The sequence below is a fragment of the Streptomyces sp. NPDC003327 genome (genome assembly GCF_053589515.1).
In genome coordinates, this window is the sequence record NZ_JBSFSA010000041.1 from 1 (window position 1) to 22,857 (window position 22,857).

Consider the following 22,857-nt stretch of genomic DNA (forward strand, 5'->3'; position numbering starts at 1 on the left):
GGCGTATCAGGTCCCACTCGGCATCGGACAGTTCATGGCGACGTATCACCCCACCATGATCCACAACCCAAGATCACTTTGACGACAGGCTCTAGGCCCCTCCAGCTCCACCATCGACACCGCCGCCTCGACTGCCTCTATGTCGGTCGACACAGACGTGATTTTCGCCGAGAGCCGCGCGATCTCAGTCTCGTCCAGCATGGCACTGGCGTCGTAGACTCCGTGCCCGTCGAAGTGCCCGGTCTGGCCGATGTTCTCGTCCAGCTTCGCCGCCGCGGGCATCGCGCCCCGGGCTTCCCTCAAGTAGGTGCGGGCCGCCCGGATGAGGTCGCTGTACGCGGTCCGCTGATGTCCCCGGCGTACCGCCTCGACGGCCGCTTGTGCCTGCCGCTTAGCGCCTGCGTAGGACCCCCCGATCGCGACGACGGCGACGGCGCTGGGCAGCACCGTGGTGATAATTGTTGCTCCATCCATGCCGCGATGCTGCACGGTCCCGTCGTCAACCGTGCGGAAAATCCGGCACCGTTGGCGAATCGTTGCAGGTGGGCCTATAAACAACGGCTCCTGCACTACCCACTGCTCGTCCGTGAGATCTCCCCGTCCCATGAACCATGATCATTCATAGTCCAAGATCTACTTTCGATACACGGCCTATCTTCCAGTTCTTCATCCGGGCGAACGTGTGCTCGACACGGGCTCGCACCCTTCGGTGCTCGGAGTTGTCCTCCTCCTGCCCGCGCAGGAGGAGGCGGCCGGCTCTCTTGCGGTGCGGGACGATCAGGCAGGTGCCGAGGTAGGCGCCATCCGCGATTGCGGTCGTGCCCGCCGCCAGGGCGGGCAGGTCCGACCCACGTCAGACATGCGCGTCGGCCTTGTTGCCCGGCGCCGGCCGGGCCGCCGCGATCACCAGACCCGTGTCCGCGTCGATGATGACCTGCACGTTCGCCGAGAACCGGTAATTGCGGGATGAGGCGCCGACCTTCCGGTCACGCACCGGGATCAAAGTGCCGTCCACGATCCACAACCGTTCGGTGTCCGCCACCGGCCGCGGAGCCCGCTCGATCGCCGGCAGCGGACGCAGCCGCTGGACGACCCGGCAGACCGTGGCCGGCGAGACACCGAACAGCGGCGCCAGCTGCCGCATGGTGAGATTCGTGCGGTAGTACACGGCCACCAGCAGCACCCGGTCCGGCAGCGGCAGACACCACGGCCGGCCACCACCAGGGGCCATTCCCGCCCCGCTCCTTCACTACCTGCACCAGCCTCGCGAACCGATCCATCCGCAAGCCCGTGAACGTCTCCACCCACACCGGCTCAGCCCGCAACACCCCACCCATACAGGGAAAATGCCCAGAACTGCGCCTTCTGCAACATTCTTTAGTCCCAACCGCTGATGCCGCGCTCACCCGGGAACATCTTCTTGCAGTCGTCGAAGCTCCACACCTCCTGCGATGACTCCGCCTCGCACCGCTGCCGGTTCGTCTGCGGTTCGTCGTCCCCGCTGAAAGCGCCAGCGACGACGGCAATCACGAAGATCACGAAAATCACCAGGCAGCATGCCCCTCCTGGATTTGGCTTGGCCTGCCCGCTCACCGGCCGCCAGCCTTCACACACTCGACGCACCAGACTCCCGAGGAGATCAGCTCCCGGTCCTCGTGGAAGTGCGCCAGCACCCGCGCCACGCGATGCTTCACACACCACAAGGCGTACACATTCGGCGCGGTCCCTTCGCCGATGTGCCGCAGGTACTCAGTGCCGGCCGCCGCATGCCGGGGATCGGCCGCGTCGTACAGCACCTCCCAGCCGGGTATCTCTGCCTCGCGCAGCGCCTTCCTCTTCACCTTCACGGTCCCCGCCTCTCCGGCAACTTCTGCGTTTCTTGATCTTCCCCGCCCTGTAGATGGGACGGGCTAGGTGTATTGATCACGAGCGTTGTTGACACCTGTCTGCCCTTGATCATGGCGAAGACCTCCGGTGTGGTGAAGGTGTCTAGGCTCCACCACACCGGAGGTCTTCGTGTCCCACCGTAATGCCCGGCTGACCGTTCACGGCAGGCGGATCCTGGTCGAACGTGTCCTCGCGGGCCGTCCGGTCGGGTAGCGACAGCTGTACGACGTGTGACACGGTCCGCTGTGTCGGACGGCTCGTCTGGCGCCTCGTCGGGTCCTCCCCGAGTGGTGTGGGCGCGGTGGAGTTCTACGGCTCCCCGACCGATCCACGGAGCAGGTCACCGACGGTCTGGAAGGAGTCGACTCTGTGCTGCGCGCGGCGGGCCCGTTCCTCCGGGTCCGGCGTGAAGAGAGCCTGCCGTCCCGGGTGGTAGGTGCTGACCACTTTCAGACTCCGTTCGCGGACAGCTCCGGGATGCGTCTTGAGCAGGCGGCGCCACGCGTCCTGGGCTTCGCCGCCCTGGAGAAGCACGACCTCGACCTTCGGCATCAGCTCCAGCAGTTGCTTCAGGACCTCGATGCCGGCCTGGATCTCGGCCACCTTCGGCGAGCGGTTGATGTACCAGGGGTAGGCATTCCAGGGAGTGACATCTCTCGGTGCGATCCCCGCCCCCTCGAAGAGCTGGACCTGAAGCTCCGCTGTCGGATCGTCGTTCTCCACGCACAGGAATCCCGAGCCGGCCCCCTCCTGCGTCTTGGGGCCCGGGTCCCGGAGGATCGACAGGACGCGCGCCTCCACGCCCCCGTGCCAGGGAGCGACATGCGGCATCCAGCCACGCCCGTCCTGGTCGCGCAAAGCGTCGACCATCTCGTTGACCGGACGTACATGGGGGGCATAGCGCCCCTGCTCCTGCTCTATCCGGAACGCCTCTTCGCGCATTTGCCTCGCCATGCTTCCTCCTGTGCCGACTTCCGCCATCGCGGGGACCCTACCGGGCATGTCTGACGGCGGGCTCCTGGAGCAGGCACAGGAGGACGAGTAACGACGGAAGCTCCGGGCGGCTCTGGTGTTCAGGGGACGATGCAGCCACCACTCCGCGTTGCTCAGGACTGTCCTCGCAAGGGGAGGACGTTACTGATGTCCGCTGCAGGTGCTGCTGGGCGGTCGTGGGTGAGGACTGCTGCAGCGAGGGTGAGGCGGGTGATCTGCTGGCGCAGTTCCTGGATCTCGGCGTTTCGGTCGGCCACGGTCTGTTTGAGCTGCGCGACGGTTCGGCGCAGCCTTTTCTCGTCCTCCGGGATTTGAGCGGTCTCGGTGCGGACACGTTCGAAGAACTCGTTCTTCAGGTCAGCGTGCCGCTTCATCAAAGCCATGCGGTGGACACCAGCCTCGGCAGCGAGGGCGGTGGAGGTGAGGCCGCCGTTGGACACCGTAGCCTGGCCTGTAAGGAGCCGGTCCATGGCCTGTCGGATGCGGGTGCGTTCGGCCTGGTGGTCGGTGTTCATCACGGGGCCTCGGGACTCTGTGCGGTGGCTTCGTGGGTGGTGGCGGTGTCGCGGAGCCGGTCGGCGTTGGTGTGCAGGCGCCTCGCGAGCGGGGTGGGGAGGTGCCCGGCGAGCTGGTCGAGTTCGGCGGCGCGCTGGCGCAGTAGGCGGGCGTGGGTGTCGGTGCGGACGGTGTTGCCGCAGCCGGGGCGGCAGTCGTATTGGCGGGGTCCGGTTGTGCCGGGGCCTGGGTTGCACAGGGCGGTGTCGTGCTGGAAGGCACAGATCAGCAGGGTGTCGGGGTTGTCGTAGAGAACGATGCCGTCGCGGGCGAGGTAGGCGCGGGCTTTGTGGACGAAGGTCCGCGGGACGATACGGCCTTCGAAGCGGGGGGCTTGGGCGGCGGCGGTGAGGGCCCGGCTGGCTGCGGGGCCGGAGATGCGTTCGCCGGTGGCGAGCTGGTCGCGCAGTCGGGCGGCGGTGTCGGCGGCGGCCAGGGCGGTCTCGACGTCGAGGACGGTGTGGATGCCGCCGCGGCTGCGGGTGCCGTAGCGGCTGGAGGTGCGGGCGTCCAGGACGGTGCGCATGTGGCCGTACTGGATGGCCAGGGCGATCAGGCCGCCGGGGCGGCGGGCGATGTGCCAGGCCAGGGTCCTACGGAAGCGGCTGACCTTGATGGGGCCGTGGGGGTCGTCGGGGATGTGCTGGCCGGTGAGGCCCCGGGCGGTGGCCTCGTGGTTGACCCAGGTGGTGAAGTCGTTGATCCGCAGGTTCAGGCCCCCGGTCTGCAGGGACCCGCCGGGCCGGCCGCTGTGGTGGGCGGCGCTGAAGAGGAGTTCCCCGGCGGGCACCATCTGTTCCAGGACGCGGATGGCGTTGACGACCGGTGTGATGGCCACCCAGGGGACGGCACGGATCTCGCCGGCGGAGAGGTGATGGCCGTCGGTGTCGGTGACGTTCTTGAAGTGGCGGGAGCGGATCAGGTGCCGGCCCGTGGTGTCGTCGGGTTCGGGGTCGGGGCAGCATCCGGAGCGCAGGTTCAGGACCTCCTGGGGACGCATGCCGGTCAAGTAGAGGCACACGATGGCGGCCGCTGTGCTGAGGTGGCGCATCAGCTGGGGCACATCGTGGAAGTCCATGGCCGTACGCCAGGGCCTGCCGTCGAGCGATCCTCGGACGGGAACGTTCATCGGGCAGGGACCAGGTCTCTGCGCCACAAGATCGCCCACGCCGTACTGCTCGACGAACTGGAGGACCTGCCATCTGCTGGCGCCGGTGACCGCGCCGACGTAGGACCTGGCCAGCAGCGGCCGGCCTGTACCCGCGGTGGCCGGCAGCGGGCCGCCGTCACGCACCAGTGGCAGCAGGAACTCTTCCAGGGCGGCCGCGGTGGCCGGGGTTCCCTGGTTGGTGCGGGCGAGACCGAGCAGCCGGCGGCGTTCGGCCGAGGCGGCGAGGATGTCGCCGGCGAAGTCGTCGACGAAGCGCATGGCCCAGATGAGCAGCGGCCCGAGAACCTGCGGGTCGAGGGGCTCGGTGGCGTTTTCGGCCCGGGCGCCGCCGACGGCGGGCAGGAAGTCGTCCACCCCTTCGGTGTCCCACGGCGGGCGGGCGATACCGGCCGGGGCGGCGGAGAGCCGGTCGAAGGCCCACAGGTCTGTCAGGCGGGCGCAGGTCAGCGCCCCGGTGGCGCGCGAGACCGTGGCCAGGCGCTCGTGGGCGTAGGCCCGCCACAGCGTGTCGGTGCAGCCGGCCAGGTCGGTAACGTGCTGCTGGGCGAGCCAGCGGGCGAGCTTCATCCACTCGGTGCAGGTGGCGTAGAGATCGCCGGCTGAGGTGCGGGCCTTGGCCTGCACGCCGCGGGTGTGGAGGTAGGTGGGGCGCAGCCAGCCGTTGATCATCGTCCAGGCGGTCAGCTTCAGCTGACCGCGCAGCGAGGGTGAGCAGTTCTTCCAGTAGATGCGGGGCAGCGCGCTGGCAGGGTTGTCGATGAGCGGGGCGAGCGACCAGACGGGTTCCTGGTAGGTGGAGTTGGGGTGGGTGTTGCCGGGGCTGATCCACTTCGCCAGCACCACCGGGGTTTCCGGCGTGGGCATGGGCAGCGTGTAAGGGTCGTCGTCGGCGCTTTGGGCGGTGGTCATGGCCGGAGGGTTCCCTTCACCAGCAGGTGGACCAGGGTGTGGTCGTCGGTGTCGGCCCGGCTGCTGGCTGTATCCCAGGCGGGCGGGCCGGTCTTGTCGCGCAGGTCGTTCAGGCGGGCGAAGTGCTCTGCCCACCGTGCGTGCCAGACCTCGGCGGGCAGCACGGAGCGCAGACTGCGCAGTTCCTGGTGCAGGTAGGCCAGGCGCGGGTGGTGGCCCGGGTGGACGTGAGCGTTGCGGCAGCCCAGGCACAGCAGGAAATCCGCCGCGCAGCCCCCGGCGCCGTCCGGCCAGGGGCTGGAGGTTTCGTCCGCGCAGTCGGCGGTGGCGGTCGCGGTGTGGCCGGGATCGGCCGCGCCGGTGAGCCGGCCGCCGAACACAGCGGCCCGCGCCTGGGCCAGGGCCTCGTGGGCGCCTTCGGTGAAGACGTCCCGTGATGTGTGCTGGACCTGTTCGTCGGGCAGTACGTACACGCTCTCGTACGTGCCCGGGGCGTGCTGGAGCGGGCGGCCCTCGCGGATAACCGCTGCGCGGCGGCTGCGCTGGAACGGCGACCCGGACAGCCCCTTCGCCTTGCCCCACTTCTGCGCGTCGCCGTCGGTGATGCCGACGATCAGCGGGCCGAGGAAGGCGGGCCTGAGCGGGTCGCGATGCGACTTGCTGGGGTGGTTCCGGCGCGCCACCATCAGCCGGTCCGTTCCCGGAGCGAGGACGGCGGCGAGACGGCGGGCGAAGGCGGTGGCCTCCAGCGCCTGGGCGATCAGCCGCCCGGGCGAGCTCGGGCCGGTGTCGGCCACGTTCTCCGTCAAGAACCAGCGGCCGCCGCCCTGGCGCCGCTTCTCCACCTGGATCCGGTAGACCGGCGCCGTGCCCGTACCGGCTGACGGCGCTGTGGTCGGTGCGGGCAGACGTTCGTAGACGGACAGGTTCCAGCCGAATCGGTGAGTCAGCAGCACGCCGAGGGCAGTGAGCTCCGAGCGGTCCAGATACAGCCGGCCCCAAGTGTCCTCCCAGCTCGTACCGCCCACCAGCCTCCGCTCGGAGCTCACTGCACGGTCGTGGTCGGGGAGATGGCCGGTACGGGCCAGGTGGTCGAGAAGCGCACCGAGCCGCGCTTCGCGACTGCCCCGGGGCAGTTCACCGGACCTCCAGCGGTCCAGTAGGCGAGCGTTATCCCGCACCCGCAGGAGCGCAGCGCGGAACTGCCGCTGCGCGGCCAGCACCACGTGGTGCTGCTCCTGGGCGTCGAAGGCCCGGCGCTTCGAGGGATGGGTGGGCAGACGCCGCAGAAGCTCCTCGGCAACCGGCCCGGCGGCCAGCCGCTCGTCCAGCTTCAACAGCGGCCTGATGTGACGCATGAGGCTGATGCCCCCGCTGGTGGCAATGTTCCGGGCCCGCCACCGCTTGAGCATCGCGGCGGTGAGACCGTCCAGGTCCTCGACCACGTCTGGCTGCTCGGCGACAAAACGGGCGAACGCTCCCAGCGCCGCCCAGTAGGCCGTCGCGGTCTCCAGGCTGTTCCACCGGGCCGACCTGGTGGCGAACAAACGGGCCAGGGAACGCTGCATCGGCTCGGCGACAGGCAGGCCGGCGAAGTCGAACCGGCAGTATGTGTCCTCGCCCGAGGCGATGGTCACCACCAGCTCGTCGGCAGCCAGCGGCTCGGCAGCGCGGTGTCCGGCCGGAGGCATAGTGGCCCGGCGCCCCCGCCTGCTCATCCGTCCGCCCGCTCGGCCAGCAGGATGTCGATGTCCTGGATACCCTGCGACTCGCGGGCAAGGCAGGCGAACACCCCGTCCAGGTCCTCTGCAGGACGCACCCCAGCGGTTTCGGCGCATCCTGCGGCCAGGACCGACTCCAGCTCCAGGTGCGCGACCGGAGCAAGGTAATGGCGCTTCGTGGTCTCCACATCGGCGTGTCCGAGCAGGGTCTTCACCAACCACCACGGATCACCGAACAGCATCGCGAAATCCCGGCGATCCGCCTTCGTCAACCCGAGCCGGGACTCCAGCAGCGTGTTCAGCAGGACCAGCATGTAGAGCGCGTACGAATGCCGGGCGGCCAGCGGCGTCGCGTACGGACTCCGGCCACGAACCTCCGCCAGCCTCAGACCGCGTCCCACCATCCTCTCCGGGGCGGTGAGCAAGACCTGCTCGCAGCGCTGGTTGGCCTGACTGAAGACCCCGTTCCACCGCTCCGGCGCCATCGGCAGGCCCTGCTCGGTGAGCCACAGCCAGGCCGGCTCCGGTCCGTCCGGGCCGTCGACGAACAGCAACTGCCGCTCCCGCCACCCCAAACGCCCCAGTTCCTGCCGGCCTGCGACACCGTGCCGGTCTACCCACTCCACCACCGGCCTGCGGCCCCGCCTCACTCCCGTGACCAGCCTCAACTCGGCAAGACGCTCGTACCGGCCCTGCTGCTGAGCGCGCTGGACGGCCCAGGCGCGCTCCGAGGCGATGTACGCCTCGACCTGCCCGACCGCTTCCACCGTGGCGTAGAAGACCCGGCCCACCTTCGCCCGGGTGACGGCCGCGGCGATCTGCCCGTGGCAGTACCGGCCATGGCGCAGCCTCTCGACAGGCACCTCGAAGGTGAGCAGCGAGCCGCCCTCCTGGCGCCGCAGACCGGAGCCGAGCAGCAGCTGGACAAAGCTGGTGTTGCGCAGCTCGGTCCTCGACTCCCACCCGGCCGCCGGTAACCCGAGGCCCAGGTGGCCGCGCAGCCCGATGTCCGACCACAAACGCCACGTCCGCGGCGTCAGCCACAGCACGTTGGAGCTGACAGAGTCCGCAGCCCGGTCCTCGCGCCGTCCGACGTCCACAGGCAGCGGCTCAACCCCCGCCCACCGAAACAGCTTGGTGAATGCGGCTGCCTCCCGGTTCCACTTCGTCCCGCCGATGCGCTTCGGGTTCTCCACCGCCCGGCACCGCCAGTCGCGGTAATCCGCCAGATCCCTGCGGCTCGCCCTTCGCCAGAAAACCCCGCGCGAGGACAGGAAAGTCAACAGCGGCCGAATGTCCGTCGCGTAGTTCCCCTTCGTCTCCCGCTCCAAGCGCCGGAACGAGTCGGACAAGACGAACTCCAGGAGCCCCGCATCGACGGTGCCGTCCGGCCCCACGAACACCGGATCACCAGGCCGAAGACCGATCCGGGCCACCGCTGCCGGCAAGTCCCGAACCCCGAGAACATCCTCATCGGGGAGGACACCCCAGCGGCCCGGATCCGGTACCCACACCACTTGCCACTCGGCCAACCGACGCCTCCCTGATGCGTGAACCCACAGAATCATCAGGGAAGTCGCGTCGAACAGTTTCAGGCTCAGCCACCCCCACTCAACGATTGCCGAACGCTAACGCCGCGGGGTGCCGGGATTATTTCCTGCTGCGGCTATGCCAATGACACAATTGCTGCAGCCACCTTCACGCTCACCCGCATGGGGAGCGGGAAGGTGAAATGCTCAGCGCTTCAGCTGCACCGACGATCCGATGAAGGGCGAAGGATCAGCCCCGTCGCCAACCCAGTGAGGCTCCTCCGATACATGCTCATAAACTCACGATTCGTGTTCGCACAGTGACGGAGGATGAACTCGCTCTGGTAGGCAACGGCATGAATCGTTGGGCACTTGCGGGAGGCTCCCGCCTGGGCGGACCGTCAAGAGCACGCAGTGCACGATTGCGCTCCTCGGCTGAAAAACCAGCCAGCATGGCCACGACCCTGTCCAACTCGCTTTCACCTGACGTCACCGATCACCCGCCAGGTCGAGATCGTGCGCAGATGCCTCGGCAGGAATCCGCGCCATCTTCGACCGACGCCACGGATGATTGATCGGCTGAGACACGCCACGCCACCAAGCATCCGCGGGCAGCTTCGCGGCCGGCTCGAACGGCTCACCCGGACGAGGAAACGCCACCGCCTGACCGACCTCCTCGACCGCGTCCTTCGTCCACTCCCCTGGCTCCGCCCACGGGTGCGGCGCCAGGTTGAAGGTCCCCCAATGGATCGGCAGCATCACACCGGTCGGAGCACCTCCCTGCAGGTCAAGATGGGCCTGGACCCCCTGCGCGGGCGTCATATGAATGTCTGGCCACCCGCCCGGCATCGGCGTATAGTCCGTGTGGTTCTTGGGCCAGAAGCCGTTCTTGATTCTTGGAGTCACCAGAGGCCCGACGCCCCGTCGGCGCGTACTGATCGGCCGTTCCTCCTCCCCCTGTGAGCGCGCTTTCGTGAACGCCTGTACGACCCGCCGCGAGGCGAACGGATACAGGGCGCGGGACAGCCGCCCGGTCGGGTACGCCTTCAGCGCGTCCGCCTCGACCTGGTCGGCGACAAGTCTCCAACGCAGCTTCGCCGCCATCCACTCCCCCGCGTACCGACAGCAGGCCTCGGGGAGCGGAGGCACCCACTCCGCCGGATCCCGATCGGCCTTCACCCCCTTCAAGCGTGCCGTCACCGCAACCAGCGACGCCGCAGCACTCTGATCGTTCGCGTACGCTTCGCGACGCTTCGACTCAGACCACCTCACCCGCATCCTCCGTGTCAGAGGGTCCGGCAGCGAGGGGGAGGAGAATGGTCCCGCACAGGTCTCAGTGAGGCGGAGGGGGCGAGGGGTGCTGTACGAAACCGCAAAGATGGCGCTGGAACAGCTCACGGACGATCGGGCCCTGGAACGGGTGGCCCTGCGAGTACTCCGGAAGCGCTACCCCCTTCTCCGCCTCACCAGCGCCACCGGTGACACCGGCCTCGACGGCTACGATCGCCCCTTGTTCGAGGACGAGATCGACGTCGCGCTGTGGGTCAGCATGCAGCGTACGTGGACCACGAAGCTCACCATCGAGTTGGAGAAGCACAAGCAGCACGGACGTACCGCGCCGGCCATCTTCGTGACGAACCGTTCGACGAACGACATCTCGAAGAAGAAACAGAGGGATCGGGCGAAGAACGACTTCGGCGTGAACCTGGAGATCATCGACCTCGGCGATCTCGTCGTCGAGCTTGAGTCGGACGACCTGCGCTGGGTGGCCGAGGCCGAGCTGGGAGTCCGCCCGCGCCGGCCCAGGGCCCTGGCCACTGCGGAGGTGTACCTGAATCGGCTCTCCCGCACGGTGCCGGGGATGGCCGCTGAGCTCCGCGGCACTGCCGAAATCGGGAATCAGCTCCGCGCCCGCCTCGCCCCGGAGTCTTCTGAGGACCGGGTCGTCGTGGTGGAGGGCCCTGGCGGCTGCGGGAAGACCAGGATCGCGATCGAGACGGCCCGGTCCGTCGCCACAACCCTGGTCGTCCCTTCTGGGGCTCCCTTCACTCTTGACTCGTTCACAGAGGTGGGGTTGGACGCTCCGTTGATCCTCGTGGTCGACGACGCCCATCGCAGCCAAAGCCTGTCCGCGGTGGCCGCGATGCTCGCCGACCAGCGGTTCGACCGGGTCCGACTGGTCCTCACTGTTCGCCCGGGCCAGCGCGACCGGACGCTCTACGCCGCCGGAGCCGAGAACCACGTCGGCGCCCCGGTCGTGCTTCGCCGGCTGGACCGCCCGGAGATCGACACCATCATCACGGACCACGGGATTCAGAGGGAGGAGTTCCGACAGGCCGTCATCACCCTGGCCGGTGGCAATCCCTTGCTCGCCCACACCGCCTGCCAGGTGGCCCTGTCCAATGGCAAGTTCGACTGGGGCGACGCCTCCGACCTTCTACGGGAACTGGTCGCCGACAGGCTCCGGGCGCTGGACGACCCTGGCCTGCACCGGACGGTCGCGGTCGGCCTCTCTCTGCTGACCAAGGCCGGCGACCTGGCAGGGCACCACGGAGGTCAGGACATCGCCGTTCTCCACGGCGCGGTCTCCGGTTTGCCATCTGAGCCCGACCGGCTCGACCGGATCCTGGACAACCTTGCCGACGCCGGGCTGGTGGACACACCGCCCTACACCTTCCGCCCCGACCTTGCCGCCGCCGTTGTCCTGGCCGACGCCCTCACTCCGGGGGCCATGGTCCGGCTGGACACCAACGCAGCCCTGCGCAGCCTGGCCACCCACTCGGGTCTCGCCCCAGGGCTCACCCCGCAGGAGCACGCGGACGTTCTGGAAGCCGCGACGCGGCGGCTCGACCCGCAAATCGGCGTGCTGGCCGCCGCAGCCCGCGACAGCGGCAACCAGGCCGCTGCCTCGGCGATCACCACCTTCGTGCTCGGCCTGCTCCCCGAAGACGCCCACCTCGGCCACTGGGCCAGCGTCGTTCGCCTCGCTTCCCAGGCCGCCCCCGCTGATCCGACACTTCTCCCGCAGCTCACCGAACGGCTGGCCCGGCGATGGCCGGTGCCGGCCTCCGAGCAGCTCTGGGGCGACACAGATGCCGTCGCCTACTATCGGTTCGAATTGGACCGCCTGTGTGAGGAGTTCGCCCGACTGGCAGCGCGCACCAACCCCGAGACCACCCCGGCGGCCGTGGCATCCGTGCTGGACATCGCTTGGCTGGTGGATGCCGCCCGGCCTGTCTTCGGCGGCCACCAGCCCGACACCCTGCTGCGCACGTTCCATGCATGGACAGGTCCAAGCAACTGGCACAACGGACAAGTACTGATGGACCGCCGAGGCGCTCTGCTCGGCGCGATCTCGCGCTGGGTCCGCGACCGCACCGACGAACCACCACTGGGACTCGACCCCGCGGATGCGGCCAAGCGGGGCCCCGAGTCCGTCGCCCGTGTCCTCCTCGCGGCCCTGCAGCCCTACCTGACTGTCACTGTTGAGCTCGTGCAGCGCGGAACGCCCGAGCAGGCAAACACTCTCAGCATCAGCACCGCAGCGCTTCCTGACCTTCCTGAGACCCGGCACCAGCTCGACCAGGCCCTCGACCTACTCGAACCGCTGCTCGCCGAACCGGCCCTGCACCAGCCCGAGCACCTGAACCTCCTCAACGCGCTGGTCGCCGTACCCGAGCAGCTGCGCCAGGCCGCGGGCCGCGGCCTGCCCGGCAACCACCACCAGACGCTGCCCGCGCACGCCGAGCAGATCCTGATGGAGGCCGCCTCAAGGTTTGCCGAGAAGATCGCCGCGCGGTGGACGGACCTTCCGCTGTCCGTACGGCGACGGGCAGTCGAGGCCGCGCTCGGAACAGGCACCCGCCGGACCGACCTTGCAGGAGCTGCAGCCAACGGCGAGCCCATCGCCGTGGCGGCACTCAGCGACCCGGGGCTCTTGCACCTCCTCGTCGTTCAGCCGCCCAACACCTTCACCGCCACCTGGGCCGAGGACGTCGCAACTCAGAAGTCCACCGCCATCACGCTGGCCGGTCAGCTGACCACCGCTCAGGCCATCGGCCTGCTGGAAGCCGCCGATCCCTCCTGCTTCGGTACGGCGCACGAGGTGCTCCCGGCCTTCGCCGCAGCGGTAGGCGAGAGCGCGACTGACGCTGATCCCGTCCTGGACCGCATCGCCAGCGGGCCACTGCCAGGGGATGCTGCGCTGCTGGCCGGCCTGGCGACCCAGCACACGGACCGGGTCTGGCAGTGGGTTTCGGAACATTCGGGTGACGCCAGGCTCGCGGGGCTCGCACTCGCGATGGCGGACGATCACCCCGAACAGGAAGCGCAACTCCTTCGCGCTCTCGCGGACGCGGCAACCGGAACCGAGGCCACTGAGCCGGCAGCCATCTGCACACAGGTCGCCCGGCACATGTGGCACTGCACGCGATCAGCCGAGGACCGGCTGGAGCGCCTGGCCCTGCTGGGCACCCAAGGGCCGGATCAGGCGGTTCCTGCGGTACTGGAGGCGATCGGCACGGTGCTCCACTCCAACACACCGGTAGACCCCGCAGCGGTGGACGCTTGCGTGGCCGTGCTGAAGCGGGGGCTCACCACCGACACCACCGGCCTCCTTAACAACGACAGCATGGGCCTCATCAGCCACGGAGTAATCCAAATCGCTCGCCGGTCGCCTGAGCGGTTTGCCCAGGTCCTGGCAGGACATGTCCTCAGCGGTCGCCGCGTGCCAGCTCCCTGGACGGAGCACCTCGAGAGCCTGGACATTGCGGTGCGTGACGAGATCACAGCCGCCTTCGAGCAGCGCTGGTCGACAGCACCGGCCACCACCCTCAACGACTCCGTCCAAGACGCACTGTGTGAGACGTTCACTACGATCGGCAAGGACACCGACGCCTGGTCTCGAGCACTAGTCGAGTGGGCCGACGGACCGCCGAGCGCACGCCGTCGAGCAGCGAAGGCGGTTCACCTGGCCTGGTCGAGCAGTACCTGGGTACAGGTTGTCCCAGAGCTCCTGGTTGCTGGCCTGGCCCCTGAAAGCCAGGAGCTGATCCTGCACGGGCTGGCCGCGGTGAACGCCGTCTTCACCGACTTGGATGCCGTGATCCGCCCTCGCCGGGAGGCTGTGGAGAAGCTGAAGTCCCACCCCGACGCCTTGGTGCAGGCGTTCGCCACCACCGCGCTGGAACGCCTTGACACTTCCGCCTCGGCCTTCCGGGGCATGCAGCAGCGCAGCCGCACCGGCTACCCCACCTGATCCGGAACCGCCACTAGCCCGGAATTCGTCGATCGAGGCACGCCGCGCGGCGGCAACTGCTGCGCGTGGAAGCATGCCGAGTGCATCCAGGAATGTGAGCCCTGGTCCGAGATGTGAGCCTGCCTAGTCCGCAGGCAGCCGCCGAGCCAGATCCGCCGCCAGCTGGCCGGCAGCCTCGCCCGCGGGCGTGAGGTCCAACTGCTCCAGGAGCTGCAGGTAGCCCACCGCCTCACGGGCCTCCGCCGCCGTCAGCAGCGGCAGGCGAGGGGCGGACGGAAAGTCGGCGTCAGCGAAGTCATCCACGGACAGACAACCCCGCTGGCGGCTGGCGGGTAACGACGAAGCCCGCCACCTAATCGGGTGGCGGGCTCTTCCGCGCTCCTTAGGACGGCATCGTCTGGGCGGCAAGGGTACGAACCGTTGGGCACTCACCGAAGTCCCCCGCCGGGATGGGTCGTCCAGAGCACGGAGCGCACGATCACGCTCCTCACCTGAGAGACGAGCCAGCAGGGCCACCGCTCCACGCAGAGGCAACGGCGTGGCTCACCTCATCAACGCAGAAACCAGCGGGTACGGTGCTGGCGTACACCGCACGACGAGCCTCCACCAACGACTACCCGGCAGGCTCGTACGCGACGACGGTCGTCGGGCAGTCCTCGGCGAGACCCAGCAGCGCCTCCCGCTCCGCCTCATCTGCGGCCAGGTCCCAGCGCAGCTTCGTGCCGACCCAAGTCGCGGCGTAGGCGCAGTGGTAGGTGGCGTCCGAGGGCAGCCATTCGGCCGGGTCCTTGTCGGCCTTCGACCGGTTGGAGGCGGCGGTGACGGCGATCAGGGTGTCGGGGCTGTCCTGGTCGTTCGCGTACGCCTCACGCCGCTCCGGGCTCCACGGGGCCTGTTCGGAGTCGTAGACCTCGGCGAGCGGGACGAAGTGGTCTACGTCGAGGCGGGCGGCGTCGGTGACCGTGACATTGTCGTACTTGCTGAGCCAGGACCCGCCCGTCAGCGCGCAGCGCTCCCCGACCTGGGGCGCTTCGACGGCCTCGGCGAGGATGACCTCCTTGCGGGTGTTGCACCCGTCGGCCGCGTTAAGGCCCTTGTTCCAGTGCCTGTACAGGCGCCGGTCGTACCCCTCGCGATGCTCGGCGGCGATGGGGAGGCGGTCGATGGCGTCGAACAGTGTCAGTACCTGCTCCAGCGCACCTGCGCCGGCGAGGGGAGCCGGGGCGCCAGTGGCTGCCTGCGGGAGGGTGGTGCTGTCGGCGACCGCCGGGCCGGGGGCGAGCGGCGTGGCGGTGGCCGTGGCGGGAAGAGTGAGGGTGCCGAGGGCAAGCAGAAGCGCGGTGGACCCGCGGAGCAAGTTCTTGATCACGAACGCAGAGCTTGCCGACCCGACCGCTGCGACATGCCGGTAGCGGTACATTCGTCCGCCGTCCGAGCGACAGATTCACCGCAGAAACGATCACGCTTGGAGCCAGGTTGACCGCATTCACACTCGGTCCGCCAGCCGCGTCCAGCTGCGGGGGCAGCTGGCGCGGAAGTTCAGATGACCGAGCCGATGACGCAGCAGTGTTAGCGCAAGCTCATACCCATCGGACGTGCTGGAGGTCAGGTGTTTCCAGCACTACGCGCACGAGATCAGCGCGACTTTCCGAGCCGTCGGCAACTCCCCGCCGATCCCACCCAAAAGAGTGAAGATCGCCGCAAGAGATGACCGGCGTTTCTTCGGATTACGAAGGGTTTTCCGGCCATATTCGATCACTGATGACCCTTCTCGGCTTTGATGCGCTCAGGATTGCCCGCTAGGGAGCCTCACCGCACCTCACCGCTGCCCATGTATGGAGTTCCTGGCTCCACTTTCGCGATTTTCCTTCAGCTCAGGTCCTGAGTCTTCGAAGCTAGCGTTTGAGACGGCACGGAAAGGGCCCCGGGTTGGTTGGCGTCAGCCCCGAGGCCCCACCGCCGCGCCGGACCACACCCCGACGTAAGGAAAAGGGCATGATGCAGCACGTCCGCCGAAAGCTCACGCGAATTCTCCCGGCAGCGCCCGAGGTTAGCATTCCGGTTTCAACCATCCTGCAAACCAGCGTAGCCAGCGTCAGCATGACGACTCTTCGGTTCAGCTCCCTCCTGACGCTCGGCGCCATCGTCGCTCCCGCTTTCTGGGAGCAGCCCGCGCCTTCACAGGTGTTGCTCGGCATCACCTGCGCTGCCGCAATGGACCGCAGCGGGTTCGTCCGTCTGCGGGTCCGACGTCGCGCCTGACGCCCTGTCGCTCTCTGGTCGAAGCGGGCTGTCGTCTCGATGGAGACGGCAGCCGTTCCCGTCCCGAGCCCTGCTCCACGCGCGGGCAAGGCTCGGGGCTCACCTTGCCGCGGACTCCTCCATCTCGTTGCGGACGTCCGCGGCCTACCGGCTGCGAGACAACCATGACGGGGATGCGGCTTCTTCCCTCTCGACCTGGCGCTGTTGACAGCGGGCTGGAGGCATGGCCCGACCTTCCGCTGCCCGGAGTCAAACCTGCTCTTGGCGCTGCTGCGGCCTACGCCGCCTTTTGCTGCGAGCACTGGGAGGTCTACCGCCGGTATGCCGGCATTGTCACGGGCGACCCGACAACGGGGGAGCAGGCGGCACGCGCGGCTTTCGGTGAACTGCGCGCCCAGTGGTCTACCGCCTTGCGGAGCCCGGCGCCGTCCGCCCTGGCCTGGAGGTTGCTCGGCGCGACCACGGCCTCCAGTCGGACGCTCACCATGCGAACACTTCAGCTAACCCTCGATTCGCGCCAGGTGGACGCTCTCGTACTGCATCACCGGCTCGGCCTGTCCGCACAGCAGGCGGGCCACGCAATGGGAATCACCCCCACCGCTTTTGAACTGCTCAGGCGCAGCGCCTTGCGAAGGGCCGCCGCCTTCCAGCACGTCTCGCATATGCCACCGTCGGATGCGCCCTGACCTGGAAAGTTGTGCGCCGGGGCACTTCCAGCCAAGCCGGTGCCCCATCAGCTTCCAGAAGTTTCACGAGTCCGCGAAAGCGGGTAGCCGTGGGTCGGACCGGCCTCCTAGCATGGCGCTTCCACCCTCGGAAAACCGGCGTACCACAGGGGCGCGCGCGGCCGGGAAAGTGTGGGGAGCAAGCTCATCCTTGACATCAGTAAGCCCAGCGTTGCACGGATGTATGATCATCTTCTCGGCGGGACCGACAACTACAAGGTCGATCGGGAAGCGTGTGAGACGCTGCTGGAAATGGCGCCCAGTACACGTGAACTGGCCCAGGTGAACAGGGCCTTTCTCGTCAGAGCGGTGCGGCATCTTGCCCGCGAGCACGGCGTCCGCCGCTTCCTGGATCACGGGTCCGGTCTGCCTACGAGACCCAACGTCCACCAGGTCGCCCAGGAGGTCGACCCGTCGAGCGAGGTCGTCTACATCGACAACGACCCCATCGTCTACGCCCACGGGCGCGGGATGCTTGCCGAGGACCCCCACACGACGGCCGTGCTGAAGGCCGACTTCCGTGACACGGACGAGATCTTCGAGGCCCCTGAGGTGCAACGGCTGCTACGAGAAGACGAGCCGGTGGCCGCTCTGTTCGTCTCCGTGCTGCACTGCATCCCTGACAGCGACGACCCGTGGGGGCTGATCCGGCGGGTGGCCGAGCGGCTGCCCGCCGGCAGCTACCTGGTCGTCTCACAGCTCGCGAGCGACGACGCGGAGCTCCGGTCACAGATCACTGACTTCATGGCGGAGATCACCGGCGGCCAGTGGGGGCAGGTCCGTTCGATAAGCGAGGTGACCCGCCTCTTTCAGGGCTTGGAGCTGATCGGCGCCGAGCAGCCCTGCGAAGTCTCCCTGTGGAGGCCCGACAGCGACCTGGCCCCCCGGCAGCGAAGCCAGGAGTGGGTGGAATACGGCGGGGTGGCAAGGATCAGGTAGCGGCTCGGGGCGGGCCGCTAGTCCACAAGCCTGTCGATGTGATCGGCCAGGCACTTCATCGACTCCCGCTTGTCCAGAGCCTGTTCCCACAGGTCGTCCAGGGCCGCCTGGTACATCTCGACGTCGTCTTCCTCGACCAGCAGCTCGCCGCCGCGGTTCCTGGCTTCCAGGTAGACCGCGCGGCCGACGGATTCCTCATGCGGCTTGAGCAGGATGATCGAGGGGTGAATAGCTCCGCCCACGCCGGCCAGGATCCGCACGTGGATCCGCCCCCGGTTCTCCGCGAGGTTGTACAGGTGCCGGAGCTGTTCACGCAGCACCACACGGCCTCCGACCTCCATGGTCAGCACGTGCTGGGCGATGAGCGCCTCGAAGACGGGGGCATCGTCCTCTTCGAGCAAGGTCTGGCGCTGGAGGCGCACGTTGAGCCGTCGGTCGATCAGACTTTGGAGTATGCGCTGGCGCTCGGGGTTCGACTGGGCTCGGGTATAGTCGATCATGAGCGCCTTGGCGTAGGCGCGAGTCTGCAGCATGCCGGGGATGCCGCTCTCCTGATAGGTGCGGATGACCTTGGAGATGGCTTCCATGGCGAAGAGGCCGGCCAAAGGCTCGTCGACGACGTCCGATGCGATGGCCCAGGCCGGCGAGTTGTCGATCCGCCGCAGGCTCCGGTCGGCCTCTTCCAGCACCCAGGGCGGCGCGCCGCACACACGCAGAAACGCCTCGACCTTCACGGGGTCCTGCTTCGTGGTTCCGGTCTCGTACTTGCTCAGCGTAGGCACTGACCCCATCACGGGCACTGCCCGGACGGCCTCGGCCTGGTTCCAGCCCCTCTGATGGCGGTGGAAGCGCATCAACGCGCCGACAGACCGCGCCACCGGGTGTGACGCGGTCTTCGACGGCTTCTTCCCCTGCCCGCCGGGAAGGAAAGCGAGCTGACCGGACATGTGTTTACTCCTCGTGCGTGGGCGGCGTTCTCACCGTCCCGCGAGCAGCATTATTCGCCCGATCGGCCCACCGCAACCCGTGGCCAGAGAATTTCAGTCAGTCATCCAGTCGAATTCACCCTTGGTGGCTCCGTCAAGGAAAGCAGACAGCTCGCTCTTCGTGAAGATCAGGGCCGGCCCTTCGGGATCTCGAGAGTTGCTCATGGCGACACTTTCTCCGACCTTGGCAAGCATGATGCACTCACCGATCCCGTCGCTCGCCTTGGCCTTCACCCAGCGTGCGCCCACCAGCTCGCCGGCACCGATTCCGTTGGCGATATCACTCACAGCTCACCCTTCCTCCTGCCGCTGAACAGCAGCGATGTCCTGCCCAAGCGACTTCTCCCGAGTCGCCCCTCCTGCACTTTCGCTAGCTTGCGAAATTTTCACGCCCCCGCGAAAGTGATCGGAAGTCTAGCCTCCGCAGGGCACTGCCGCCGTCCCCCGAAAGGGCTCTTCTAGCGACCCGGAAAGAAAAAATATGATAATGACATGAATTCAGAGGGTGAGCCGAGATGGCTCAACAAAATGGCCGAAGGCAGATGGTGGTTTCAATGCCGCGGGGCATCAGGGAACGTAGAGGCCCTCACCGGACGGCGTCGGGCGCCGCTGACAGTGGAGCCAGGCGAAGGTTCGCCACCGGCCAGGGGGCGCTCGACAGCCCTCAGGATGCACCCCTCCGGAGCCGAGGGCACAGTGAAGGGACCGGCGCCACCCAGGAGCTGCCATGTACACGGGCCTTGAACCACCTCACCTCGACCTCAACGACGTCGACGACGAGGAAGAGCTCAGCCGGTACGGCACCTGTTGTGTCAGTTTGAGGTGGACACTCACGAAGGCCGGGAGACCGTGATCTACGGTCCCGGCCCGGAGTACGCAGTCCACGGCGTGACGTTCGTGCCCTTGGAGCTGCTGGCCGAGGAGCCCTAGCCGCCGGTGCCGGAATTCCTCCTCCCCGAGTGATCAGAAGTTGAGAGGGTGGAGCCGTACTACTCGGAGCCGAGGAACACGGGAGCGCCCCGCATTGATCATCCTGGACGCGAACATCATCAAGGGGGTCTCTCTGCGAGGTCCCGTCGCGGACGTCCTCCGCGCTATCCGGGCCGCACGCGTAGAGCGCGTGGGCACGCCGTGGATCGCCGTGGAGGAGATCGCCGCGCAGGAGGCTCTGAACTACGCCAAGAAGCACAAGGCTGCGATGGACGCGGTGGAAGACCTCCGGAAGGCCACCCCCTGGGAACACGTCAACCACCCCAAGCGGTGGCCCGCCGAGCGCGTGCGCAGTCACTGGCGGGTTAAGTACTTGTCCGTCACGGAAGTCCTGGAGACGTCCCACACGGCCTACCAGGAAGCCCTGTACCGGGAGACGAACCAGATCGCCCCGTGCAAGACCGTCAACAGCGGTAAGCACAAGACCGGGGCCCGGGACGCGGCGATCTGGCTGACGGCGGTCGAGTACGCGAAGGCACACGAGGACGAGACCGTCTACTTCGTCAGCAACGACTCGGACATGTCCGAGGACGGCCGACTCCTGCCGGAAATGCAGAAGGACATCGCCGGCATGGAGCACCGGTTCCACCTGTTCACGTCGCTTGACGATGTCGTCACCGAGTTCGCCACGGAAGTGGAGGCCAGCGCCGACGACGTGCGTGCGCTCGTGGACACCGAGGAGAGCCACTCGACGGTCCTGGCCTCGGCGAGGAGCGCCTCCAGGCGCTACCGCATCGTCACCGGCACACCGTTGCCCTCGGCCACCAACGGCGACATGCGCAGGATGCACGGGGCCACCGCCAACTGGTCGCCGAACGCGGTGGCGCTGGACAAGGTGTTGGAGGTGAGTGGCCGCCAGGTCGGCAGCCACCACTACTTCACAGCCTGGGTGCGGTGGCTACTCCGGGACGACACTGTGGTTCGTGGTGCCGTGCAGGAGCGGGCGTATGCCTGGGAGACTCGGGTCCTGCTGAGCACGGCTGCGGACCAGGCCATGACTGTTCTCGACTTCCGGCGGCCGGGCCCGATCTCGGAGGAGGACCTTCCCAAGGTGCCGGCGCTCCCCGAGACGACGGAGGAGACCCTGCGGCTCTTGGGCAAGGTACACCTTGCCTCGTTGATCAACTCTCCGGCGATGCAGGTCACTCTGGCCCGTCTCGTCGAGCAGCTGGGCCCCGACTTGTCGCCGGTCGAGGAGGCGATCAGCAGCGCTCTCGGCGACGGCGCAACGTCCCGCGAGTTGAACGACCGGATCGCGGAGGCCGTCCGTGACTTGCCGAAGGAGCCCGACGGCAAGGAGTAGGCGGGCTACCGGCGTCCTCCCCCCTGCCGAAGCTGCCCCCGTACCGGGAGGCGGACGTCGGCCGGCCGCTGCGTCGAGTGGGGGCCTGGACGGCGGAGTGCGCGAGGTTCTCCGCCCATGGCCATCACGACCGCGTCGCCTCGGTCCGGGGAGCGGCCGAGGCGGGCGACGACGTCCTCCCTATGCGCTGGGCTGCTCGCCAGCCGCAAGGGCGGGCTGGGCCGCGGCCGAGGGCGAGGACTCGGCGGCGGGGTCCGGCTCCGGCTCATCGATCACCGTCGCGGCCTCGGCAGTCGCGATCACCGCCTCAGCCTCCGCGAGAACGACCTCCTCCGCCGCAGGCGCAGTATCAGCGGCCGGGGCCGCGGCCTCGGTGCGGTCGCGGTATGCCTTGAACGCCTTCCACCCGGCCGCTGACACACCGAAGGCGAAGACACCACCGACGAACCCCTGGATCCGCCCCTGCCGGATGCTCTGGGCAGCCAGTTGAACGGCTTTCTGGAACCCCTTCTCGATGTAAGCAGCCCGTAGGGCAGCAGGGCCTCCCAGCTTGCCGGCCTCCTCGCTGAGTTCCGCGAAGTCCCACACCGCGCTCCCCCTCACCTACTGCTGCTGTCCGGTAACGACCTGATCATCCCAGGGTGAAGCCGGGTCGGGGGTGGATCAGGACAACATGCCTACCGACGTCCACCCCCGCTTGTCCGGCCGCCGCCGAAGCTACGCCCATACCGGGAGGCCGCCGCTGTCGGCCTGCCGCTGCGCCGGGACTGGACCGAGGTGTACGCGAGGTCAGCACGGCGCGGGGCCGCGACCGGACCCCCGTCCCGGTCGCGGTCCCGTCCGCCGCAGTGTTCAGTGCGGTCACGAACCGCAGGACGGCGCCGGGGCCGGGCGCAGCAGCAGCCGTCGGCCGCCTCGGTGCTCTCGGCCTGGTCGCAGAGGCCGGCGCCGCCGCAGACCCCGGTCTCGGGCAGGGCGAGTTCGACGCGCTCGGCGGACTCGTGGTCGCCGGCGAGGGCGGCGACCACGGAGCGGACCTGCTCGTAACCGGTGAGGGCGAGGAAGGCCGGGGCGCGGCCGTAGGACTTCATGCCGACCAGGTAGACGCCTTCCTTTGGGTGGGAGAGATCCTTCGCGCCGTGCGAGTAGACGGTGCCGCAGGAGTGCTGGTTGGGGTCGATCAGCGGGGCCAGGGCGGCTGGGCCTGGAGGCGTTCGTCGAGGCCGAGGCGGAGCTCGTCGAGGAAGGACAGGTCAGGGCGGAAGCCGGTGAGGACGATGACCTCGTTGACCGGCTCGAGGCGTCGTCCGTCCTCGGCCACCAGGATGGGCCGGTCCCCGTCGCGCTCGATGGCCTCGGTGCGAAAGCAGGTGACGGCATCCGCGTGTCCCTCGTCGGTGCACTCATCGCCTCCACCGAGGCGGCCGGGATCTGGACCATTCAGTCCGGCATCTTCCCCGAGAACGCCGCCAGCCTGGCCGTTCACGAGAGGGCCGGTTTCCGGGTGATCGGCACCCGCGAGCGCATCGGCCGACACCACGGCGCGTGGCGGGGCGTCATGCTTGTCGAGCGGCGCAGCCCTGCCGTCTCCTGACCCGCGTGCCAGGCGGGTTTCAGTGTCAGTGGGTGT

The 22,857-nt window shown here is 68.3% G+C and carries 17 protein-coding genes and 4 pseudogenes; 5 read left to right on the plus strand and 16 right to left on the minus strand.

Translation table 11 applies throughout. The features are described from left to right. Positions 1-45 precede the first annotated feature (45 nt). The 10 genes and pseudogenes from ACWDVG_RS25290 to ACWDVG_RS25335 form a co-directional block, all read right to left on the minus strand. Positions 46-474: a hypothetical protein gene (locus tag ACWDVG_RS25290; protein ID WP_451702148.1), complete on the minus strand. Its 429-nt coding sequence runs from the start codon at positions 472-474 to the stop codon at positions 46-48. A 172-nt stretch (positions 475-646) separates the two neighbouring features. Next, positions 647-1,337, minus strand: a pseudogene (locus ACWDVG_RS25295) (transposase family protein); the annotation flags it as partial. Between the two features lie 40 nt (positions 1,338-1,377). Then, complete coding sequence (locus ACWDVG_RS25300; protein ID WP_451702150.1) at positions 1,378-1,548, minus strand: hypothetical protein; 171 nt, start codon at positions 1,546-1,548, stop codon at positions 1,378-1,380. Positions 1,549-1,589: 41 nt separating this feature from the next. Beyond that, complete coding sequence (locus ACWDVG_RS25305; protein ID WP_451702151.1) at positions 1,590-1,847, minus strand: hypothetical protein; 258 nt, start codon at positions 1,845-1,847, stop codon at positions 1,590-1,592. A 349-nt stretch (positions 1,848-2,196) separates the two neighbouring features. Continuing rightward, positions 2,197-2,868, minus strand: coding sequence for a uracil-DNA glycosylase (locus ACWDVG_RS25310; RefSeq protein WP_451702153.1), 672 nt, complete (start codon positions 2,866-2,868; stop codon positions 2,197-2,199). 125 nt (positions 2,869-2,993) lie between these two features. Beyond that, positions 2,994-3,395: a hypothetical protein gene (locus ACWDVG_RS25315; protein WP_451702155.1), complete on the minus strand. Its 402-nt coding sequence runs from the start codon at positions 3,393-3,395 to the stop codon at positions 2,994-2,996. Beyond that, positions 3,395-5,515, minus strand: a complete 2,121-nt coding sequence (locus ACWDVG_RS25320) for an integrase (protein WP_451702156.1) — start codon at positions 5,513-5,515, stop codon at positions 3,395-3,397. The genes ACWDVG_RS25315 and ACWDVG_RS25320 overlap by 1 nt, the downstream gene beginning before the upstream one ends. Further along, a complete protein-coding gene (locus ACWDVG_RS25325) occupies positions 5,512-7,152 on the minus strand; it encodes a hypothetical protein (protein WP_451702157.1) in 1,641 nt (546 codons plus the stop codon). The genes ACWDVG_RS25320 and ACWDVG_RS25325 overlap by 4 nt, the downstream gene beginning before the upstream one ends. 77 nt (positions 7,153-7,229) lie before the next feature. Continuing rightward, positions 7,230-8,768 carry an integrase gene (locus ACWDVG_RS25330; protein WP_451702158.1) on the minus strand — a complete coding sequence of 513 codons (1,539 nt, stop codon included), beginning with the start codon at positions 8,766-8,768 and terminating at the stop codon, positions 7,230-7,232. A gap of 486 nt (positions 8,769-9,254) precedes the next feature. After that, positions 9,255-9,602, minus strand: a pseudogene (locus tag ACWDVG_RS25335) (MBL fold metallo-hydrolase); the annotation flags it as partial. Positions 9,603-10,122: 520 nt separating this feature from the next. On the opposite strand from ACWDVG_RS25335, the gene ACWDVG_RS25340 reads away from it, so the two are divergent. Next, positions 10,123-14,022 carry a hypothetical protein gene (locus tag ACWDVG_RS25340; RefSeq protein ID WP_451702161.1) on the plus strand — a complete coding sequence of 1,300 codons (3,900 nt, stop codon included), beginning with the start codon at positions 10,123-10,125 and terminating at the stop codon, positions 14,020-14,022. A 123-nt stretch (positions 14,023-14,145) separates the two neighbouring features. On the opposite strand, the gene ACWDVG_RS25345 is transcribed toward ACWDVG_RS25340, so the two are convergent. Together ACWDVG_RS25345 and ACWDVG_RS25350 are read right to left on the minus strand one after the other, a co-directional pair. Further along, positions 14,146-14,325, minus strand: coding sequence for a hypothetical protein (locus tag ACWDVG_RS25345; protein ID WP_381409198.1), 180 nt, complete (start codon positions 14,323-14,325; stop codon positions 14,146-14,148). 310 nt (positions 14,326-14,635) lie between these two features. Next, the gene (locus tag ACWDVG_RS25350) at positions 14,636-15,391 is read right to left on the minus strand and encodes an HNH endonuclease family protein (RefSeq protein ID WP_382920302.1); all 756 of its coding nucleotides are present in this window, start codon (positions 15,389-15,391) and stop codon (positions 14,636-14,638) included. 626 nt (positions 15,392-16,017) lie between these two features. Between ACWDVG_RS25350 and ACWDVG_RS25355 the strand changes: the two genes are divergently transcribed. Both ACWDVG_RS25355 and ACWDVG_RS25360 read left to right on the plus strand, forming a co-directional pair. After that, positions 16,018-16,284: a hypothetical protein gene (locus ACWDVG_RS25355; protein ID WP_451702164.1), complete on the plus strand. Its 267-nt coding sequence runs from the start codon at positions 16,018-16,020 to the stop codon at positions 16,282-16,284. A gap of 857 nt (positions 16,285-17,141) precedes the next feature. Continuing rightward, positions 17,142-17,948, plus strand: a complete 807-nt coding sequence (locus ACWDVG_RS25360) for an SAM-dependent methyltransferase (protein WP_397998467.1) — start codon at positions 17,142-17,144, stop codon at positions 17,946-17,948. A 17-nt stretch (positions 17,949-17,965) separates the two neighbouring features. Here ACWDVG_RS25360 and ACWDVG_RS25365 read toward each other — a convergent pair whose 3' ends face one another. Together ACWDVG_RS25365 and ACWDVG_RS25370 are read right to left on the minus strand one after the other, a co-directional pair. After that, entirely contained in the window at positions 17,966-18,895 is a 930-nt protein-coding gene (locus ACWDVG_RS25365) for a Scr1 family TA system antitoxin-like transcriptional regulator (RefSeq protein ID WP_451702165.1), read from the minus strand. Between the two features lie 93 nt (positions 18,896-18,988). Next, positions 18,989-19,222: a DUF397 domain-containing protein gene (locus tag ACWDVG_RS25370; RefSeq protein WP_451702167.1), complete on the minus strand. Its 234-nt coding sequence runs from the start codon at positions 19,220-19,222 to the stop codon at positions 18,989-18,991. Between the two features lie 736 nt (positions 19,223-19,958). On the opposite strand from ACWDVG_RS25370, the gene ACWDVG_RS25375 reads away from it, so the two are divergent. Continuing rightward, a complete protein-coding gene (locus ACWDVG_RS25375; protein ID WP_382920289.1) occupies positions 19,959-21,227 on the plus strand; it encodes a PIN domain-containing protein in 1,269 nt (422 codons plus the stop codon). Positions 21,228-21,407: 180 nt separating this feature from the next. On the opposite strand, the gene ACWDVG_RS25380 is transcribed toward ACWDVG_RS25375, so the two are convergent. Then, positions 21,408-21,815, minus strand: coding sequence for a hypothetical protein (locus ACWDVG_RS25380; protein ID WP_382920287.1), 408 nt, complete (start codon positions 21,813-21,815; stop codon positions 21,408-21,410). Between the two features lie 296 nt (positions 21,816-22,111). After that, positions 22,112-22,623, minus strand: a pseudogene (locus ACWDVG_RS25385) (flavoprotein); the annotation flags it as partial. On the opposite strand from ACWDVG_RS25385, the pseudogene ACWDVG_RS25390 reads away from it, so the two are divergent. Next, positions 22,618-22,821, plus strand: a pseudogene (locus tag ACWDVG_RS25390) (N-acetyltransferase family protein); the annotation flags it as partial. The pseudogenes ACWDVG_RS25385 and ACWDVG_RS25390 sit on opposite strands and share 6 nt — an antisense overlap. Positions 22,822-22,857: the final 36 nt, after the last annotated feature.

Excerpts from the sequence above, each read along its gene's own strand:
- ACWDVG_RS25315 (WP_451702155.1), bottom strand. The coding sequence starts at position 3,395 with ATGAACACCGACCACCAGGCCGAACGCACCCGCATCCGACAGGCCATG.
- ACWDVG_RS25310 (WP_451702153.1), bottom strand. The coding sequence starts at position 2,868 with ATGGCGGAAGTCGGCACAGGAGGAAGCATGGCGAGGCAAATGCGCGAA.
- ACWDVG_RS25320 (WP_451702156.1), bottom strand. The coding sequence starts at position 5,515 with ATGACCACCGCCCAAAGCGCCGACGACGACCCTTACACGCTGCCCATG.
- ACWDVG_RS25355 (WP_451702164.1), top strand. The coding sequence starts at position 16,018 with ATGATGCAGCACGTCCGCCGAAAGCTCACGCGAATTCTCCCGGCAGCG.
- ACWDVG_RS25290 (WP_451702148.1), bottom strand. The coding sequence starts at position 474 with ATGGATGGAGCAACAATTATCACCACGGTGCTGCCCAGCGCCGTCGCC.
- ACWDVG_RS25365 (WP_451702165.1), bottom strand. The coding sequence starts at position 18,895 with ATGTCCGGTCAGCTCGCTTTCCTTCCCGGCGGGCAGGGGAAGAAGCCG.